We start from the raw sequence: 18892 nt of genomic DNA on the forward strand, positions 1-18892 counted from the left end.
GTTAGGATGCACCTCCCGTACGCGCCAGCAGTAACTGGCGAGCTTCATCGATCAACGCTTCCGGAGACACGTCGAGAGGCAATTGTGATGCCCCTGCTCCTCCCGGGAGCTTGAGCGTAATCGTCGAAATCAGCTCGTGAACTTCATCTAGGATATTATCGGCCCCGTGAGGGTTCAGCAGTTGTTCAAGATCAATGCCTGCCATTTGCGGCGCAACCACAGAGCTTTGTGTGTCAGACAATTTGATTTCTATTTTCTCCACCCAGAGATCCGCGTGAGCGCGATGACACGCGGCCTGCAGTTCGTCGCGCCATTGCTGCTTGTTGAGGACGAAGTCGCGGCGAAGGTCACTCTCGCCGCCAATGTGTATTCGGACGGCAGTGACACGGCCCTCCATGGACACGGTGCGCGAGCGTGCTGCCTCTTCAACAAGGGCCAACACATCGGAGGCTTGGTGGTTCACGTCGAGGAAGATCTTGATCGCGTCGAAACGGGCTCCATCGACGATGACACGCTCATATCGCGGGCGGCCGTCTTCCACTGTCACCAGGACGGCTCCCTTTGCGCCCGTCTCTCTAATGTTACGGCCTTGCAGGTTGCCTGGGAAAACTACCAGCGGATCGGAAGCGACTTCTTCAAATTCATGTACATGCCCAAGGGCCCAATAGTCGTAGCCACGCGATCTGAGGTCTTCGACCGAACACGGCGCGTAGGGAGCATGCAACTCTCGTCCAGTTAGCGAGGTATGAAGGACGCCGATATTGAACCAACCCGGCACCGGCGCTGGGTAACCGATAGCAAGATTTTCCATCGCGGAACGTTCAGCGAAACCCTGCCCGTGCAGCGCCACTTTGAGTTCATCAATCTTGAAGGTCCCAGCTTTGTTTGTCGGGAACTCGTGAACGTTGGCCGGGAGCGTGATTGTCTTTGTAATGACGCTCAAGGCATCATGGTTGCCCCTCAGAAGGAATACCGGGATACCCGCTCGCTCCAACTTGGCCATTTCCCGGTTGAAAAACAGCCCGATCTTATTGTCCTTCCAGTCACCATCATAGACATCGCCAGCAATCACAAAGAAGTCGACGGCTAGTTCAATCGCCGTGGAGACTAGGGAGGAGAAGGAATTCCTGCTAGCTTCTATGAATACGGATGCGATTGTCGGATCCTTGACCGATAGCCCGTGAAATGGGCTACCAAGGTGAAGGTCTGCCGAATGAATAAATCTAAACCTCGACACGCGCTGCTCCTCGCGAATGACTGAAAGCGAAATGTTCCTTGTTTGTTCATCCTTGCTGCAATGTCAAGGTGCTGAAACCTTGATGATTGGGCCCACACTCTGTTACTCACAACTTTCGACGACGGCATCGATGTTCAGGCCCAAGTCTTTGTCCTCGGGAATTTGGATGTTCTGTCACATTCGGTGCATTCATTTTCAGGCCGGACGGCCATCCCATATGAATTCCCTGATAGCCTAATTGAAGCTGACTTCAGCGCCCGTGGATTTCCCCGATTGGCTAAGGCTTGCGCAATCGGAACGTGCGGATGGCTTCGTGCAGCGCCCAGGCGCACCGCTCGACAATTATGGCCAACGTGGGACGGACGCTAAGGAGTGGGTTATCTCGCGCCGTAGCCACTGCATATTATTTGCTTGCCATATATAGTGTGCGGCAGTCCTGAGAGGCTGGCCATGCAACGTCCGTTCGTTCCTCGACATGTCCTTTCGACTTTCGTTGTCGGGGTGACCGTAACAGCGACTTCATATGTCTATGCTTGCAGCCGTCTACCTGAGTCCGGCCCGGCCAAAAATCTTAGTCGTTTTCATCCGCAATCAGAGGCCCATTTCCAGAAGCCCTCAAGCGCGGTGGCAGACCCAATCTACGGTATCGCTCGTGCGCTAAATGAACTTCAGGCCACTACCCTCACCGGCCCGATTCTAGAAAGCGTCCTGGTTCAAGGTCGAAACGTCGCGAAAAAGGGAGCATTACCGATCCCACCAGATATCCGAAAAGAGCTGACCGACTATTCGACTGAAGATTCGATGAACCGCGTCCGATACCGTATTGGTGACGTGGGCTCTCTGAATCTTGCCATTCTCCTGGAACGTGGAGGATATGCGGATGCTGTCACGCTGATCGATGTTGTCGTGTTTCGCGACGCCATTGCGGCCGCGACAATCTCCTTGTGGGCTCATGAACTGGTCCACGTCGACCAATTTCAAGAATGGGGTGTGCATGGTTTCGCGATCCGATATGCCCAGAACTGGCAAGCCGTGGAGAACTCCGCCTACGCCAAAGGGGATGGCATCGCTCATTGCTCGTGCTGTCAACAAGTGCCAGGCAGACCAAATTGAGGCCACATTCAGCAGGCCCACCTATCAGCGGGTTTGTCCAGCCAGCGCCACAGCCCAAAGCCGCATACGCGATCAATCGAGTCTAGACCTCTTTGAAGGTCGTGATGGCGGTGTCATGCACGAATTGCTCGCCAAGGATCAGTCGTAACGTTGGCAAGGTTGGCCGTCAGGTAGCTGACATGTTCTTGTCTGAAACCTCTGGACTGTCATAAGGGAGGCTGGAGTGGCTGATCACAAAATCGGGTTCCTCAGAAAATGGCTGGCAACAAGATCGCCTCCAGGGTTGATCGCAAAAGGAAGGCGTCAGCCATCGATGCAATCATTAGATGTGCGGGGTGTGAAACGAGGCAAGGGATCGCTCAACAGATTTTTTAAATAGCCATTTGCAAAAACCACTTGAGTCGGACCCTGCGTCATACCGTAAGAAGGTTCGAGAAGGAGCTTTCAATGCATGGTCGCGCTCAGGAGGACGTTCTATTGACCGCACAAGAATGTGCCAGCCGGATTGGCCTGAGCATTCGTGCGCTTCGCCTCTACGAGCAGCAAGGTTTGATCTCGCCCCGCCGCACGTCCAAGCAGTGGCGGCTTTACGGCAGCACCGAAATTGCCCGGTTGAACGAAATACTGGTCCTGAAATCTCTCGGCCTCACCCTGCGCGACATCTCCAAGCTATTGCGTGGACACCCCACTGACCTGGTGCAAACACTCACCTCCAGCGGGACGCTTTAGCCGAGGCCAGAAGCCGAGCAGAACGCGGGCTACGCACCATTGACGCGCTGCAATCAAAGATTCGAACCGGCCAGACTGCCAGCATGGACGACCTCATGAAACTGGTAAAGGAAACGAACATGGCCGAGCCTCTGAAGGATACCGTAGCCTGGCGTCGCTATGAACAGATGCGGCCACGGACCGAGATTGCGGTCGATCCCTCCCTGTACGAGGAATATTCTGGAGCCTACGAAACGGTCGACGGCACTCTCTCTGTCGTGTCTCACCGTGATCATCGGCTTTTCTACCGAATTGTCGGGCAGTCCGATCTTGAGATTTTCCCCGAGAGCGACACCGCCTTCTTCATGAAGGCTTTGCCCGTTCAGATAACCTTCGAGCTGAACCAAGACCGCCGGGTGCGAAACCTGACCCATCATCAAAACGGCTGGGAGGATTACGCCGCCAAGGTGGATTTGGGCGAGGTTTTGGACTTCGAAGACGAGGTGCAACAACGCATTAAGGATCAGCAACCCCTCCCCGAAAGCGAGCGCATTGTGCGCCGTGTGATCGACGAGCACGCTCGCGGTGAACCCAACCTTGAGAATATGTCACCAGCGTTGGCAGTTCTCGCGGACGAACAGAAGGAATTCATTCGTGACGAGCTGGAGAAGGCTGCTGCGTTGAAGGCCCTTTCATTCAAGGGGGTTTCACAAGACGGACTTGATGTCTACGACGCTGAATTCGAGAATGCCAAGATTGAATGGGGCTTCGCCGTCGCCCGCCGAGGAAAGATAAGCCATCTCTATTTGCGCCCCACGCTGTAGATCAAGGACCAGGCGAAACAGAGCTGGCTCGGGAAATTTGGACAGCATGGATAAGTGGAATTTCTGCCTGACTTCGGCTTAGATGCCGGGAACAGGAGATACCATGACGAGACACCGCGCCGGAACCATAGCCCGGCTTTCAAGGCGAAGGTGGCGCTTGCCGCCATTCGGGGTGAACAGACGCTGGTGGAATTATCCCAGCAGTTCGACGTGCACGCCAATCAGATCAAGCAGTGGAAAGACCAGCTCCTTGAGGGGGGCGACAGGCGTTTTCGGCGATGACGCCAAAGCGGAACCGGCGGCTCCGACCGTCGATGTCAAAACCCTGCACGCCAAGATTGGGGAGCTGACGTTAGAGAATGATTTTTTATCCGGTGCGCTCGGCAAAGCCGGATTGCTGAGCGGAAAGAAATGATAAACCGCGAGCACAAGCTGTCGGTCGTGCGCCAGGCGAAGCTTCTCGGCTTCAGTCGTGGCAGCCTCTATTATTCGCCGCGTCCTGTGTCAGACGGCGATCTGACCTTGATGCGGCGGATCGACGAACTGCATCTCGATTACCCGTTTGCCGGAAGCCGGATGTTGCAGGGGCTTTTGAAGGCGGAAGGGCTTCAGACAGGGCGGCTTCACGTCGCGACGCTGATGAGGAAGATGGGCATTGAGGCAATCTACCGCCGTCCCCATACGTCTAAACCGGCACCTGGTCACAGGGTCTATCCATATCTGCTTAGGAAGCTGGCGGTCACCAGACCCAACCAGGTCTGGGCAATGGATATAAGCTACGTCCCCATGGCGCGGGGCTTCGTCTATCTCTGCGCCGTCGTCGATTGGTTCAGTAGCCGAGTGCTTTCATGGCGGCTGTCGATCACGATGGAGACGGCCTTTTGTATTGAAGCGGTCGAGGAAGCTCTTTGCCGATATGGCAGGCCAGAGATATTCAATACCGACCAGGGATCGCAGTTCACCTCCATCGACTTCACGGCGGTGCTGAAGAAGGCCGGCAGGGTGCATGGCGCGACAACGTCTTCGTCGAGCGGCTCTGGCGGTCGATCAAATACGAGGAGGTCTATCTCCATGCCTACAAGACTGTGTCCGAGGCCAGCGCTGGCATCGGCCGCTATCTGACCTTTTACAATACCCGACGCCCGCATTCATCCCTTGACCGGCAGACGCCGGATCAGGCTCACTTCAACGCGCTGACGCCAATGATGGTGGCGGCATAATCGAGACGGAAATCCACTTAGCAAAACGCCCGGAACTGTTCAGACAAACCGAGCCACCTCTAACCCCATCGCGGCTAAGAGCGAAAGCGCTCAAATAAGGCGCTGCCTTGGCGAGTACAATAGTAGTTGACGAGTCAGTTAGTTATAGCCGCCGAGTCACACGGAGTCAGGTCCGTGCGAAATTGAGTCAGATCTAATGCAAGATAACAATCAGTCCTTCCTCGACCCCGCGCTTGTTGCAACAACAGCCGCCACAATGACGCCATAGATTTTGATGTTATCTGGCTTGCAAAACAAGCGGATAGCGAAAAATGAAACTCGTGGCTCTATTTGCAACCGCGCTTTTGCTCATCACCTTTCAGGCTCAGGCCCAGATTTACGGACCATACGACGACTACGGCGATTACGGCTACGTTGATCCCTATGGGCCATATGGACCGCCAGACTATGGCGAGCCGATGCCGGAATACCGACCCCGAGCAAGGAGCGGCGGAGGAACAATTGTCATTGCCACGCGAGAGCACACGCTCGTCTATACAACCCCGCAAGGCGATCAGCTTGCCTACCCGATTGCTGTGGGGCGCGAAGGCAAGCAATGGTACGGCACCACACATGTCGTCTCGAAGCGCAAACATCCCGAGTGGCGGCCGACGGCGAGCATGCGCCGGAAGAACCCAAAGCTGCCTGACGTCATGATGCCGGGTCCTTCCAATCCGCTTGGGACACGTGCCATTTATCTTGCCGACGGCTTATTGCGCATCCACGGCACCAACGATCCATCCTCTATTGGCACGAACGCATCAAGCGGGTGTTTTCGTATGTACCGAGAGGATGTCGAGGAGCTTTACGAGATGGTCCGACCGGGAACACGTGTGATCGTCCAGCGATGATATTGCCGGATCTGCGTATCCGGCGTGTAGCCTTAGCAGTTCGGCATCTTCGTCATCAAAGCTTCATGTGGCTCTGCCATGACATACTGACGATGTCTTATCCAAATCCTCCCGAACATCCCGAAGTGTCATCCCGCATCTCACCAGCCGCTTCGCCGCGCCTTGCCATGTTGGCTGAAGCCGTTCTTGTCGGAGGTGCTAAAGCGCGCTCATCCCTGCGCCGTCGAATGGGGGGTGAGTTGCTGACAAAAGCGCCGAGGGATTATCAGACCGAGATCGATGTCGCAGTCGAGCAAATTATCGTCGGCGAAGTGAACAGGTGCTTTCCCACCTACGCGATCAAGGGTGAAGAAGCGGTTGGCAATCGAAACGCCGGGGATGGAGCACCGGTGATCTACATCGATCCGATTGACGGAACGACGAATTTCGCCTGGGGCATTCCGCATTTCGGAATGACAATCTCGATCGTGGACAACGGTCAGCTCGTAACTGGCGTCGTCTACGACGCAATGCTGGACGAGCTGTTCAGCGCCGAACTTGGAGGCGGGGCGTATCTCGATGGACAGCGGATCGAGTGTGTATATTCCAAGGGAACCGAGGACGTGCTCGTCGGCGCCGGTTTGCCAGTCCCCGGGCAGCTGAAGGCGGTATCGGAGGATCTTTACTTCAGCGCGCTGAAGCGCTTGATGAACACGACCGCAGGGGTACGCCGGCTTGGCTCAGCGGCGCTGTCGATCGCCTATGTTGCCTGCGGCCGCCTGGACGGCTTTTTCGAAGATGGCCTCTCGTTACATGATTACGGCGCCTCTGCCTTGCTGGTGCGCGAAGCGGGTGGCGTGGTTTCTGCTTTCAATGGTGGGCCTATTACAGCAAGTGGAGACATACTTGCCGCAAACCGGGCCCTCCACCCCTGGCTGGTTACAGGCTTTCAGGCCTGATCTTCCATCAAAAGCCGCTCCAGACCAACCGGATCGTCGGTCGTGATCTGGTCGACCTTCAGCTCGAGCAGGCGCCTGACGCATGGCAGAACGTGCGGCACCGCCGAGTTGATCGTGTAGGCGTCAACGACCCGGCCCCCATCATGAAAAGCACCGATCAGGTCATAACCGGCCTGATCGGCGAAAAGAACCAGTCGGCGATCGAGATAAATCATCTTCGCGCGCGGCGCAGCACGTTGAGCGCCAGCAACGAAGCCTGCGAAGTCGCGGCTTTCCATCAGCCGTTCGATAGCACCGTCGTGACACGGGTCATAGCCGATCGCCATGCCGGGCACGGCCCGTGACAGGCGCTCGACAGCAACCGGATCACCGCCTGAAAGGATGACGGAGCTCGAGACCGGCGAAATCGCCGCCGCGAACGCGGCAATGTCGGTGTCACGAATGGCATGCGAACTCTCCTTCAGGTCAAGCTGCAGTCCAGCTCGAGGATCTCGGCTGATCTCAGCGAGTAGTAGCGCAAGATCGTCAAGCATCATGACCTTGTGCTGACTTGGCGCCCCGAACGGGTCCCTTAGATAGAGGGTACGCAAGTAGGCCTCGGATGCCTCGCGAACCGGACCGGATCCGCTTGTCGCCGTCTCAAGGGTCTCGTCATGCAGAACTGCAAAGCCATGCCCGGCAAAACGCACGAGATCAATCTCGACGCTCGCTCCGAGTTCCATACCCTCGATGATGCGCTCGCCCGTGAAGGAAATGTCACCGGCAAAACGGTGTCCTCTATGCCATTTCAGCCAGGTGCGATGCCCGCATCGCTCAATTGCAACTCCACGCGCTTCAAGCATGCCCAAACACCCGATCGTTCTTTAGCTTCGATGCCGCGGCGAACTCGTAGACAAGCCGATTGTCCCGAAACACTCTGAAGGCCGTGGCGACCGGCTCCACCGGCATACCTTTGATCCAGTCGCTGTTGCCCGAAGTCATGACTTTCACCCTTGCTCCGTCGGCAAGGTCGACGTCAACGACCTTGTGGGTGCCGAAATCGATGCTGCGATGAACGATGGCGGCGCCCGCTTTATCCTTCGTCACCGCAAGCGAGAGGGCTTCCGGGCGAATGGCAAGCACGATTTCGCCATCGGCAACAGGAACAGGAACTGCAAAGGCTGCATGCTGGCTCAAACCATCCTTCACGGTCGTGCGAACGAAGTTCATCGAACCGATGAAACCGGCAACGAATTCGGTCTCTGGCTCCCGATAGATACGGTCGGGCGGCCCGATCTGCTCGGTGCGGCCATCGCGCATGACGACGATCCGGTCGGCAATTGCCAGCGCTTCATCCTGCCCGTGCGTGACGAAGAGCGTGGTTATGCCAAGCCGCTGCTGGATGTCGCGCACCTCTTGGCGCAACCGCTCCCGCAAGTGCTGGTCAAGGCTGGCGAAGGGTTCGTCGAGCAGAAGGATCTTTGGTTCGAGCACAAGCGAGCGGGCAAGTGCAACGCGTTGCTGCTGGCCGCCGGAAAGCTGCGTGGTCATGCGTTTGCCGAAGTCGGCAAGGCCGACAAGCGCCAAGGCCTGTTCTACGCGTTCCCGGATCTCGGATCTTTGAAGGCGGCGAAGCTTGAGACCAAATGCGATATTGTTGAAGACGTCCATGTGCGTCCACAGCGCATGACTCTGAAACACCATGCCTGTTGGCCGCTTTTCCGGCGGCACTGACGTAACATCCTTGGCGTCGATCAGGATGTTTCCTTCCGTCGGCGCTTCGAAGCCGCCAATCATACGAAGCAATGTCGACTTTCCTGAGCCTGATGGACCAAGCAGGCAGACAAGTTCTCCGTCTTCGACATCGAGCGAGACATCGCGTACCGCATGCGTGGCGCCGAAGCTCTTCGAGACACCCCTTATCGTCAAGCGTGCCATCTTTATCCCTTCCTGGGGTCGATCCCCACAACGAACATCATGCTCCGAGCCCCCTTGCGAAGGTTCCCGTGCCGACTACCCTGCGCGCAAACATGAGTGCGATGAAGGAGGGAAACCACAGCATGACGGAGAGCACAGCACCATATTGAACGACGATCTGGTTGTTGATGAAGGTGACCATCAGCACCGGCATTGTGCGTATTTGTGGTGCACCGATCAGCCATGCCCCTTCTGTTTCGTAGAATGTCCCGACGAAGGTCAGCAAGACGGCCGCCACGATCGTCGGCGCCGCCTGCGGCAGGGTGATCGACCAGAAGACACGCAAAGGAGCCGCCCCGGCATCGCGTGCGGCCTCCTCGATCCGACGATCGACGTTCTGGAAGGCAGCGACCGGGATCCAGATCATCAGCATCAATGTGCCGACCAACTGAATGAGAACCACTCCCCAGAACGTGCTGATCAGCCCGATTTGTAGAAAGATGCCGGCAATTGCGACCAACAGCCCGAATTTCGGAAATGCATGTGACGCGAGAAACGACAGAAAAAGGATATTCCGGCCCGGAAACGTCATGCGCGCGAAGGCATAGGCGGCGGGAAGGCAAATGATGGCGGAAAGAATGGTTACCGTTGTCGCCAGGCGCAGGCTGAGGAAAAGGGCCTCCCACACATCGGTTCTCGACAGCGTCAGCGACCAGTAGCGCAGCCCGAATTGTTGCGGGATGACGGCCGGATAGCGCCAGATTTCGGTGAACGCCCAGGTTCCGACGACAACGAGCGGCAAAGCGATGAACAGTGTCAACAGCAGTGCCAGCACAACGCCGATCCAATCCGTCTTTGCGACGGAAGTCCTTCCAGGAGCCATCACACTCCTCCCCTGTTTCGGGCAATCGAGCGCACGTAGAAGATCCCGAACAGAAGGCAGAAGCCGAAGGCAATAACAGCCTGCGTGAGGGCGTTGACGGGGTCGTTCATGTCCGAGAACGTCCGTTGCATGAAGGGACCCATCATCTCCGGCGAGGCAGGTCCAAGAAGGTAAGGCAGTGTGAAGGACGAAAATATGCCAAGGATCGCGAAAGAGGTAGTCACGAGCAGCGAATTGCCCATCCGCGGCATAATGATTGACCAGAAGACGCGCAGCGGCGGGGCGCCAACGTCGCGTGCGGCCTCGATCGAGCTTTTCGCAATATTTCCCAAACCGGCCGTGAGCATCAGCACTGTAAGCGGCAGATTGTCCCAGACGAGTCCGATGACCGGGCCCCACGGTGTCAGATAGGGCGACGGCAGCTTTGGCAATCCGACGGCATTCAGCAGCACGTCGACGGCGCCGTTCGGGCCGATGGTACGGATCAGGGCGTAGGACAGGATGATCGACGGCACGAACATCGGAAAAATTGCGAGTCCTTGCACAAAGGCTGAGAGCGGGCCACGTGAAAATCGAAGGTAAAGTGCGATCGGCAGCCCGATTGCCAGGAGCAACACGCCGCAGATCAGGGTCGTCCAAAGCGTGATCAAAAGATTGGCACGACTATATTGGTCGCTGAAGAAGAATCGATAGGAGGCGAAGGATAACGCCGAGGTGCCGTCCGGCTGAGCGACGAAAAGCGTGCCGGCCACTGCTGACAGGATCGGGTAGATGATGAGCCAGGCCAGGAGAAGCACGGGCAGGGCCACCAGCGGAAGCCCCATCCAACCTCGATTGCTCGCTGGCCCGGAATGTCGCGCCAGCTGCGGGAGTGTCATTGACCGGCGCATTACGTGCGACTGATGCCTGGCGCGACGTTGCGGTACCAACCGTCATTGATGGTGGTTTCCCAATCACCAGCGGGGAAGGTGGGGATCGTCGCAGGAATGACGTCTGCATATTTCTGGCGCAGCTCATCCGAAATGTGATTCCAGGAGACACCGGGGAAACCGCCAATCTCGGTAATGATCGCTTCCTGCATTTCCTTCGTCAGCAGAAAGGCCGCAAGCTTCATCGCTGCGTCGCGGTGGGCGCCGTTCGAAAATACCGTCATGCGGGAAAAACCGCCGCAAAGCGCCAGGTCACCAAGTTGGACGAGGCCTGTCGTTTCCGGCAGGACGCCCTGCGCGATCGCCTGCAAGACCTGGTCGGACCATACGGGCGTCATTGTTACAACGCCTTGCGCAAGAAGCTGGATCGACTGCGTGTTTCCAGCCGTGTAGGCGCCCTTTTCGTAAAGCGACGGTGCCAGATCATTGAGAAGCGCCCAGGCGGGCGTCAATGCCTGATTGGCGTAGTCGGCAGTGAAGTTGTCGACGGTGAATTTTTTCGGGTCACGACCGTTGGCTTCATGGATGGCGCGACGAACAAAGTTCCCGCCTGAACCGCCCTTATCGGGACGGTTGTAGATGAACTGGCCTGGATTGGCCTTGATCCAAGCCGTCAACTGTTCCCAGCTCTTCGGAGCGCTCTTTGGATCTAGCTTGGTCTTGTCGTAGGCGAGCAGGACCTGCGAGCCACGGTAGGGCAGCGAGTATTTGCCGTCGAAGGCGAGCGGGTTGACGTGATCGATGCCTTCGATGTTCTGCGCCGAGAATTCCATCCAAAGACCGGCGTCGGCACCACCGGCTGGAAGGCGCGGATCGAAAGTTTCGAAGATATCGGCCTGTGGGTCCGTCTTCGTCTTCAGAGCCGCCAGGGCGCGATCTGCAATCGCGCGCAAACCGGTGTTGTCACCGCCGTCGGTGATCTTCACGGCCAGATCCGGATGAGCCTTTTGGAATGCCGGGCGCACGACGTTATTCCAGAAGTCGATAATGTTTGCGTCCGATCCACTATAGAGATCGATCGTCGTTGCCGTAGCCGATGCAAGGCGTGGCAGCATCAGCATACCCGCGGCTGCTGCGGTGGTGACAAGGAAATCGCGTCTGTTCATAGCCCTCTCCATTGGCTGCGAATGTAGAAGGCCGTGCTACGCCGCGAGCGTAACAGCGTCATGACAATACAGCGGTCTCGGCAGAATATTGCACAGCTGTGCAACCCATTGCCGCGATGGCGGCGTGGAAAGTTCCCTAGACATCGGTCCAGTTGGAGAAGACTGCTGCCTGGCCGCGCGTCCTGCCGCGCTCATCAGTCAACTGCCAGACGATTCCATTTTCTATCCAGAAGTGCTTTCCAGATTTGGTGACGCGTAGCCCCCGATAGTCGGCGATATATCCTCGACGCTCAACGGCGTCGAGAAGCAATTGCCGCTCTTTTCGATCAGGAGCCTCGGCGGACAAACGTGATGGCAGCTTCGTGAACTCCTCCCACGTATATTCGAAGCGCGTCTGAGCAGCGACGTTGGCGTAAATGAAACGCGGATCAGGATCCATGTTGTGGGCTAAAACGATGCAAGACGCTTCACGATAGAGCCAGCCAGGCCCCTCCCCCGGTTCGACAAGCGTCTTACCAACGATCCGCTGGAAACTACCCGTCAACAGCTGGAAGAACACCACGTCCGTCGCCAGATCGAGGGGCTCCGGCAGCTTATTTTCCATGCTTCATTCCATTGTCTGTGCGTAATCGAAGATTCATCGTCGGCGAACAACTTCGCCGAGCCCCATTCGACACCAATTCTAGGCGTCAAATAGCGACGAAGGCAACTCAACACTTATTCGGCTCGGTCCTTCGAGACGGATTGCTACGGCTTCCCGCAATAGGGCAAAGCGCAGTTCCAACGCAGTGATCTCCGGTGATCTTGGCAGCATTGCCAATTCAGCTGCAAAGAGATCAAACTCCCTTCCCAGGGCGGTTTCATAAAAAGGTGGGTTCACGTGCTCACGACCTGAGATTGCTTGAAGACTCACTTAACCATGAATCTACAGCGATCGCCGAGACCGCGCTTAACAGGCGTGTAGACATGCTGAACATTCGATTAACGCACTCGGGACAGCGTACGAAACTGGCACGAGCAAATGGCGCATCTTGGTCGAAATCGTTCTCAGCGGGTATGCTCTCAAATCCGCGTCCATATCTTTCAAATAGGCGTGAAACCGCCGAGATTGCGATCGGACAACCACTGGTGATGCATGAGCACATCTTTGGCGTCGGCAAATTGGGCGTGGTCTTCAGAAATTGCCCCAAACGCCCCTTGGCGGCGCCCGTTGGGGCCGGTCTGATGCCGAAGCTTGGAGGGAGCGAGCAAATATGTGATCGATCGAACCCGGAGGTGGCACACTCAGTATCTCTCAGTAGCCTATCAAGGTCGCCACCTGTTTGGAACCCGCGTCGCGGAGCCCATCTTCGCCCGCTACCCAATCCTGCGCGCAAAACAGCGACAAGCAGCGTGTGCCGACGGCTCATGGGTTCGACGCTGTCAATGGCGCTAAATATTCTCAATGACCAACATCGCAATGGCTATCCAGAAAAGCGCGCACACCTCTGCCGCCACCAGGTAACCAATCACACGATCACTCATTGATGCCCCTCCTCAGATGGCCTTTCAACCACGTCTACTCCACCAAGACGCGTTCATGTCGCCATGTCCTGCTCTCGCAGCTCGAGAGCCGGGATGTCATGACGCCTCTTGCCACTCCTCCATTCAGCCTTTTGGCATCGCCAAACGTCGCAGCAACCTTCAATTGACGCTTCCTTCAAAATCGAAGGCCGGCCGTCAAATCGCCTGCAGCACCGGCGACCATGACGCGATCTCGCAGGCACCGCAACATTTTTATTTAGGCGTCACTAAACTTCAGCACTCATACATCGACCACGATTGTCGGAATCTCATACTTCACCTTGCCCAACGGCCAACGGGAAGCTTCGATACGGGCAGGTTCGAACGCCAACGCAGCTGATTGCAGCATTCGTGCTTGTACGAAACAAAGATGAGAACTGCTTACCTTGAAGGCCTCGAACGTGAGGCGTATCGTCTTCCTGTTGCCCGCGCTAGGGCACTGCTCATCATTTCTTGAACCCTGCACTCTGCGGGGTTCTTTTTTTCAGCCGGCGTCGCGCATCATCCGGCAAGACCTGCAGGCCGCCTCGTGAGCAGTTACAACGAAGGCCGCTCGAGCACTTGCCGGTTCACATCGAGTTCCAAGACCTCCAGCGTCGACACGAGCGCGTGACGCAAGAATGAAGCATTGGAACAATTCCGTTTGCTGCTTAGGAGAATGGTGGCGAGACCCTCGACTGATCAGCATGATAGCGGCCGGTGTTGCCTTGAAATCCAACCTTCATCGGGCTGAAAAACGGGGATCTCACCAGCCATCTCCTAAACTTCCTGCCAGGTCTAATAAATGGAGAAGCGATTCGTTTCGTCCAGTGTCGTTGCCGAACAGACGCTTCGCCTACCCCACACGAAGCACTCATTCGAATGTCCTGATTGTGGTTGCCAACAGCCGCCCCGCACCGGAGCAAGACGGCGAAAGGTGAAACTGGCCTTCCGCAAACATGATGTCGGCGCTGCCGACCATCCGTGATGGGCAATGCACGCTTGACTTCAGAACGTCGGCCGAGTTGAAACAAACTTCGACAGGACTGGGCAATGATGGACGCGACAGCTGCAGACGACTATTCGTGCGAACTGGTTCGGCCGACGGATCGGCTCTGCCGAACCGGGTTTTCAGCGAGCCGTATCAAATCGCTATTGCCGTCAAACCAATCCGAACTATGCTCAGCGATGCTGGGATCGAACCGAGGATGAGAATTTGCCTAAAGGAACGGTGAAGTTTTTCAATCAAGACAAAGGATTCGGCTTCATACAGCCAGAGGATGGATCTGGAGACACTTTTGTCCACATCTCCGCAGTCCAGCGATCTGGCCTGGAGAGCCTTCGCGAAGGGCAAAGGATCAGTTACGACATTGTCCAGGATCGCCGATCGGGCAAGTCGGCAGCCGAAAACATAAAAGTTCTATAGAAAGCCATGACAAGGCGAGCGCCCGAGCTCTTTCGAGGCGCGTACAAGCCGCGTCCTTCTTCTGGCGGTCTGGCTAGATCTGTCCCTTAAAGCGAGGAAGCCTTTGCGCTCAACGCTTGGAGAGCGTGTTGGGTTCACCCGACGATCGACAGATGAAGGACAACGACCTTGCGTGTTCCTATCGGGCGTTCGAGAATTTGCGCAGGCGCATGCCAGTCAGGGTGCGCGAGAACTCGGCGATTGCGCATGGGCTTGATGCTGCAGGGTCCGTCACCCGGCAACGACGCAAGCGCTGACCAACTCAACATCATAGCAGCTTTTCGAGCGTTATCGGCAGGTCACGGACACGCTTGCCGGTTGCATGAAAGACAGCATTGGCGATAGCCGGGGCGACACCGACGATCCCGACCTCGCCGACTCCCTTGCCTCCCAGTATAGAAGCATTGAGGTCCGGAATGCCGACCGAGATTACCTGGATCGGTGGGATATCGGCATTGGTTGCAACGAGATAGTCGCTGAGATTGTTGTTGACGACGCGCCCGTTGCGCGGATCGACCAAGCCTTCCTCTAGGAGCGCCTGACCAATACCCATGATGATGCCGCCCCGCCACTGGCTCTCGGCCAGTTTGGGGTTGTAAATCCTGCCGCAATCAAATGCAGAGACCATGCGGGAAACGCGGATCGTGCCAAAGTCTTCGTCCACTTTAACCTCGACGAAATGCGCGCACCAACTGTGCATGGAGTACTCGCCCGCCGTAGGCCCCTGGATGCTTGCCATGGTCGTCCATGCCTTCTTGTGCCCCTCCGGCCCCTGCTCTTCCTCTGGAAGGGTGTTTTTCCGTGTTTCGAGGCTGTCACGGCCAAGGGCTGTCATGAGTTCCGCAATGGAGACGGACAATCCGCCGTCGCGGGGCACAAAGATCCGGCCATCCGCAACCATGAGCGTATTGGCTCCGGTTTCGCGAAAGGGCGAGGCGGCGTCGTTGAGGGCGAGTTCGATCAGTTCGTCGCGCGCCGCCGACGCGGCCTTGTGCACGGCTCCTGTGATGGCGCCGGCAAGCATCGAACCGCCTGCAACCGTGGCACCAGGGAGCGATGAATCGCCAAGTAGCACATTGATGCTTGCCGCAGGAACGCCCAGCACTTCAGCGGCGGTCTGGGCAAGGATCGTATAGGTACCCTGTCCCATGTCGATCGCGCCGCTGACGACGTCCACCGAGCCATCGGAATGGATCCGGATCAGTGCCTCGCTCGATGCGCGCAGAACCGGGAATGTGCCGCACGCCACACCCCAGCCGATGAGTTGCCTGCCATCCCGCATCGAGCGCGGAGCAAAGCTGCGACATGACCAACCAAACGCCTCGCCACCCTCTAAAAGCGCCTCGCGAAGAAGGCGGGTCGACCACGGCTTGTCGGACTGCGGATCACGCTCCGCGTGGTTGCGAAGCCTGAGTTCGACGGGGTCGACGCCGACCGCATAGGCAAGCTCATCCATGGCGCATTCCAGACCGAAGGTACTGGGGTTCTTACCCGGCGCGCGCAGCGCTCCGGGCATGACCGTGTTCACCGGTACGAGACTGTGTTTCGCCCTGAAATTATCCACCGCATACATCAACGGGGTCGCCGCATTAGTCTGTTCGGGAAAATCAGCGTAGACGGCGGTTTCACTCGCCCCCTCATGTACAATCGACTGCAGCACCCCATCGGCGTTGGCACCGAGCGCGATTGTCTGCCTGGTCGCGGCGCGGCCGCCGAAGGCGGTGAATGTCTGTGGGCGCGTGACAGCAAGCTTCACCGGCCGACCGAGCTTGCGGGCTGCTGCCGTTGCGATGGCGCCGTAGGCATAGGCGGTGGCCTTGGAACCGAAACCTCCACCGATAAATGGTGAGACAATGCGCACGTTCTCATTTGGCAGCCCGTACCATTCGGCATAGGTACGAGCCATCCCATGCGTCCACTGGCTGGGTTCCCAGATCGTCAGTTGATCGCCGTCCCACTTTGCAACAAGGCCATGCGGCTCGATCGCCACGTGGTATTCGCGCGGCGTTCGGTACTCAGCCTCGATGCGGACAGGTGAAATGGCAAGCGCGGCTTGCGCATTGCCCCAGGCAACCGTCAGCGCATCGATCGGAGTTCCCTTGCCCGCCTTGGGATCATCGAAGTTGACGATAGCCGACGTTTCCTCATACGTGACGTCGACCAGTCGGGCAGCTTCGGCGGCCTGCTCCAGCGTTTCACAGATCACGGCAGCGACCGCCTGGCCATTGAAGGTGACATACTTGGACAAAGGATGATAAGGCTGGTTTTCCGGCCGGTTTCCGTACCAGTCCGACGCCATCTTAAGGCCAAGATCGACATCGGGGGTCAGCACCAATAGCGTGCCAGGCACCGCCTGTGCCTTAGTGGCGTCAACCTTCACAACCTGACCGGCAGCTATCCGGCTCTCTACCAGGACCGCGTGGGCGAGCCCTTCGACCGGCTGCTCCAAAGCATATGTCGCCCCACCGGTGATCTTCATGTGCCCGTCGAAACGCGAGAGGCGACCGCCGATCGTACCGTCCGAGGCATCGCCGCGCTTGCGTGGTTCCATGATGGTCATGCGATACCTCCCATCGTCAAAATGGCGCGCGCCACGACACGCGGCGCAAGTTCGATCTTGTAGGAATTTCCGCCATGAGCAACGGCGCCCTCCACGGCCAGTCGGCTTGCGGCACCGACCGTGCCGGCATCAAGAACCTTCCCGAGCAGCGCTTTCTCGACCGAGCGCGCCCGCCATGGCTTGGTTGCAACACCACCCAGTGCGACGCGAATGTCGCGGATGGTTTTGCCATCCGCCTCCAGCTCCAGACCGACGGCCGCACTTGCGGCAGCGAACTCATAGGACTTGCGATCGCGGACCTTGAGGTAGGTCGAGTTTCTAGCGACAGCTGACGCGGGAATGTTGACGGCCATCACCATCTCGCCACGTTCAAGGAGCGTTTCGCGTTCGGGTGTACTGCCGGGAAGCACGAAGAAATCATCAGCAGCAACTTTGCGGTCACCGAGATCGATCGTTGCCTCAAGGGCAACCAGCGCCACGGCAAGATCACCTGGATAGCAGGCAATACAGGCCTCGCTGGTGCCAAGCACCGCCTGATTGCGGGTCACACCACCGATCGCCGAACAGCCGGAGCCGGGATTACGCTTGTTACATGCAAAAAAGGTTCCGGGATCGCGAAAGTAGGGACAGCGCGTCCGCTGCAGAAGGTTGCCGCCGATCGTCGCCATGTTGCGCAACTGTGGAGATGCCGCCAGCAAAAGCGACTGTGAAATGGCGGGGTAGTCTGCCCGGATCCCTGGACTTCTGGCCACATCTTCCATTTTCGCAAGCGCGCCAATTGTTACACCACCGGCATCAGCCCAGATCTGCGACAAGCTCGAGAGATGGCTGATGTCGACGACTGATGAGGGTTCTGCGACACCACATTTGGCAAGATCGAGAAGCGTCGTGCCGCCGGCAAGCAACATCGCATCTGGTTGCGCGGCACGTTGGCGCGCTTCGTCGGTCGAGCTGGCCCGGAAATAGCTGAAATCTTTCATCACGCCATCTCCGCTGCATCGCGCACAGCCGCGACGATATGGTTATAGGCACCGCAGCGACAGAGGTTGCCGGCCATGTATTCCCGTATCTCGTCATCGGATCCGGCCCGTCCCTCCCGAATACAGGCCACGGCCGACATAATTTGACCGGGCGTGCAATAGCCGCACTGGAAACCATCATGCTCCAGGAAGGCAATCTGGACGGGATGCAGGTCGCCGCTGTCGGGCGAAAGCCCTTCAATGGTTGTGATGCTGCGCCCCTCCACCTGAGCTGCAAGCGTCAGACAGGCAAGCACGCGCTTGTCGTCGACATGCACGGTGCATGCGCCGCATTGCCCCTGATCGCAGCCTTTCTTCGTACCGGTGAGACCAAGCTTCTCACGCAGTGCATCCAGCAACATGGTGCGCGGTTCGACATCGAGCTCATGCCGCCGTCCATTGATGTCCAGGGAGAGATGAACCGTCCGTGTCATGATAAGCTCCTGCCATCGTCACGAGATTAAGGGTAATCCAGAAAGAGGGTGGTCGCCGCGGCTGCGCGCGCTACCTGACCCAGCGACAAGCAAGCCGGCACGTTTCAACATGACATGCTGCCTCCTTC

At 57.5% G+C, this 18892-nt stretch carries 16 protein-coding genes and 1 pseudogene; 7 read left to right on the forward strand and 10 right to left on the reverse strand.

Translation table 11 applies throughout. The annotated features are described in order from the left end of the window. Position 1: 1 nt before the first annotated feature. Complete coding sequence (locus tag ATY80_RS02440; RefSeq protein ID WP_088690887.1) at positions 2 to 1237, reverse strand: DNA repair exonuclease; 1236 nt, start codon at positions 1235 to 1237, stop codon at positions 2 to 4. Positions 1238 to 1687: 450 nt separating this feature from the next. Between ATY80_RS02440 and ATY80_RS02445 the strand changes: the two genes are divergently transcribed. The 6 genes and pseudogenes from ATY80_RS02445 (at position 1688) to ATY80_RS02470 (ending at position 6930) form a co-directional block, all read left to right on the forward strand. Continuing rightward, the gene (locus ATY80_RS02445) at positions 1688 to 2350 is read left to right on the forward strand and encodes a DUF4157 domain-containing protein (RefSeq protein ID WP_088690888.1); all 663 of its coding nucleotides are present in this window, start codon (positions 1688 to 1690) and stop codon (positions 2348 to 2350) included. 447 nt (positions 2351 to 2797) lie between these two features. Next, positions 2798 to 3079, forward strand: a complete 282-nt coding sequence (locus tag ATY80_RS28835; protein WP_189637065.1) for a MerR family transcriptional regulator — start codon at positions 2798 to 2800, stop codon at positions 3077 to 3079. A 95-nt stretch (positions 3080 to 3174) separates the two neighbouring features. Further along, positions 3175 to 3882, forward strand: a complete 708-nt coding sequence (locus ATY80_RS02450) for a DUF3471 domain-containing protein (RefSeq protein ID WP_189637066.1) — start codon at positions 3175 to 3177, stop codon at positions 3880 to 3882. Positions 3883 to 3964: 82 nt separating this feature from the next. Further along, a pseudogene (locus ATY80_RS02460) lies at positions 3965 to 5102 on the forward strand (IS3 family transposase). 311 nt (positions 5103 to 5413) lie between these two features. Further along, positions 5414 to 5992: a L,D-transpeptidase gene (locus ATY80_RS02465; protein ID WP_088690889.1), complete on the forward strand. Its 579-nt coding sequence runs from the start codon at positions 5414 to 5416 to the stop codon at positions 5990 to 5992. Between the two features lie 92 nt (positions 5993 to 6084). Next, a complete protein-coding gene (locus ATY80_RS02470; RefSeq protein WP_088691467.1) occupies positions 6085 to 6930 on the forward strand; it encodes an inositol monophosphatase family protein in 846 nt (281 codons plus the stop codon). On the opposite strand, the gene ATY80_RS02475 is transcribed toward ATY80_RS02470, so the two are convergent. From ATY80_RS02475 to ATY80_RS02500, 6 genes are all read right to left on the reverse strand, one after another. Then, entirely contained in the window at positions 6921 to 7772 is an 852-nt protein-coding gene (locus ATY80_RS02475) for a glycerophosphodiester phosphodiesterase family protein (RefSeq protein ID WP_088690890.1), read from the reverse strand. The genes ATY80_RS02470 and ATY80_RS02475 overlap by 10 nt on opposite strands. Beyond that, complete coding sequence (locus ATY80_RS02480) at positions 7765 to 8847, reverse strand: ABC transporter ATP-binding protein (protein WP_088690891.1); 1083 nt, start codon at positions 8845 to 8847, stop codon at positions 7765 to 7767. The genes ATY80_RS02475 and ATY80_RS02480 overlap by 8 nt, the downstream gene beginning before the upstream one ends. Before the next feature lie 37 nt (positions 8848 to 8884). Next, positions 8885 to 9709, reverse strand: coding sequence for an ABC transporter permease subunit (locus ATY80_RS02485; protein WP_088690892.1), 825 nt, complete (start codon positions 9707 to 9709; stop codon positions 8885 to 8887). Continuing rightward, a complete protein-coding gene (locus ATY80_RS02490; RefSeq protein ID WP_245306741.1) occupies positions 9709 to 10587 on the reverse strand; it encodes an ABC transporter permease subunit in 879 nt (292 codons plus the stop codon). The genes ATY80_RS02485 and ATY80_RS02490 overlap by 1 nt, the downstream gene beginning before the upstream one ends. A gap of 11 nt (positions 10588 to 10598) precedes the next feature. Further along, a complete protein-coding gene (locus tag ATY80_RS02495; protein ID WP_088690894.1) occupies positions 10599 to 11744 on the reverse strand; it encodes an extracellular solute-binding protein in 1146 nt (381 codons plus the stop codon). A 136-nt stretch (positions 11745 to 11880) separates the two neighbouring features. Beyond that, a complete protein-coding gene (locus ATY80_RS02500) occupies positions 11881 to 12348 on the reverse strand; it encodes an MEKHLA domain-containing protein (protein ID WP_088690895.1) in 468 nt (155 codons plus the stop codon). A 2154-nt stretch (positions 12349 to 14502) separates the two neighbouring features. On the opposite strand from ATY80_RS02500, the gene ATY80_RS02510 reads away from it, so the two are divergent. Beyond that, positions 14503 to 14712, forward strand: coding sequence for a cold-shock protein (locus tag ATY80_RS02510; protein ID WP_088690896.1), 210 nt, complete (start codon positions 14503 to 14505; stop codon positions 14710 to 14712). 307 nt (positions 14713 to 15019) lie between these two features. On the opposite strand, the gene ATY80_RS02515 is transcribed toward ATY80_RS02510, so the two are convergent. From ATY80_RS02515 to ATY80_RS02525, 3 genes are read right to left on the reverse strand one after another with little or no spacing between them, the layout of a single operon-like run. Further along, complete coding sequence (locus tag ATY80_RS02515) at positions 15020 to 17311, reverse strand: xanthine dehydrogenase family protein molybdopterin-binding subunit (protein WP_088690897.1); 2292 nt, start codon at positions 17309 to 17311, stop codon at positions 15020 to 15022. Next, entirely contained in the window at positions 17308 to 18291 is a 984-nt protein-coding gene (locus ATY80_RS02520) for a xanthine dehydrogenase family protein subunit M (RefSeq protein WP_088690898.1), read from the reverse strand. Before ATY80_RS02520 ends, ATY80_RS02515 begins: the two co-directional genes overlap by 4 nt. Further along, complete coding sequence (locus tag ATY80_RS02525) at positions 18291 to 18764, reverse strand: (2Fe-2S)-binding protein (RefSeq protein ID WP_088690899.1); 474 nt, start codon at positions 18762 to 18764, stop codon at positions 18291 to 18293. Before ATY80_RS02525 ends, ATY80_RS02520 begins: the two co-directional genes overlap by 1 nt. Between the last annotated feature and the right edge of the window lie 128 nt (positions 18765 to 18892).

The sequence above is a fragment of the Rhizobium sp. R711 genome (genome assembly GCF_002211365.1).
Lineage (GTDB): Bacteria > Pseudomonadota > Alphaproteobacteria > Rhizobiales > Rhizobiaceae > Rhizobium.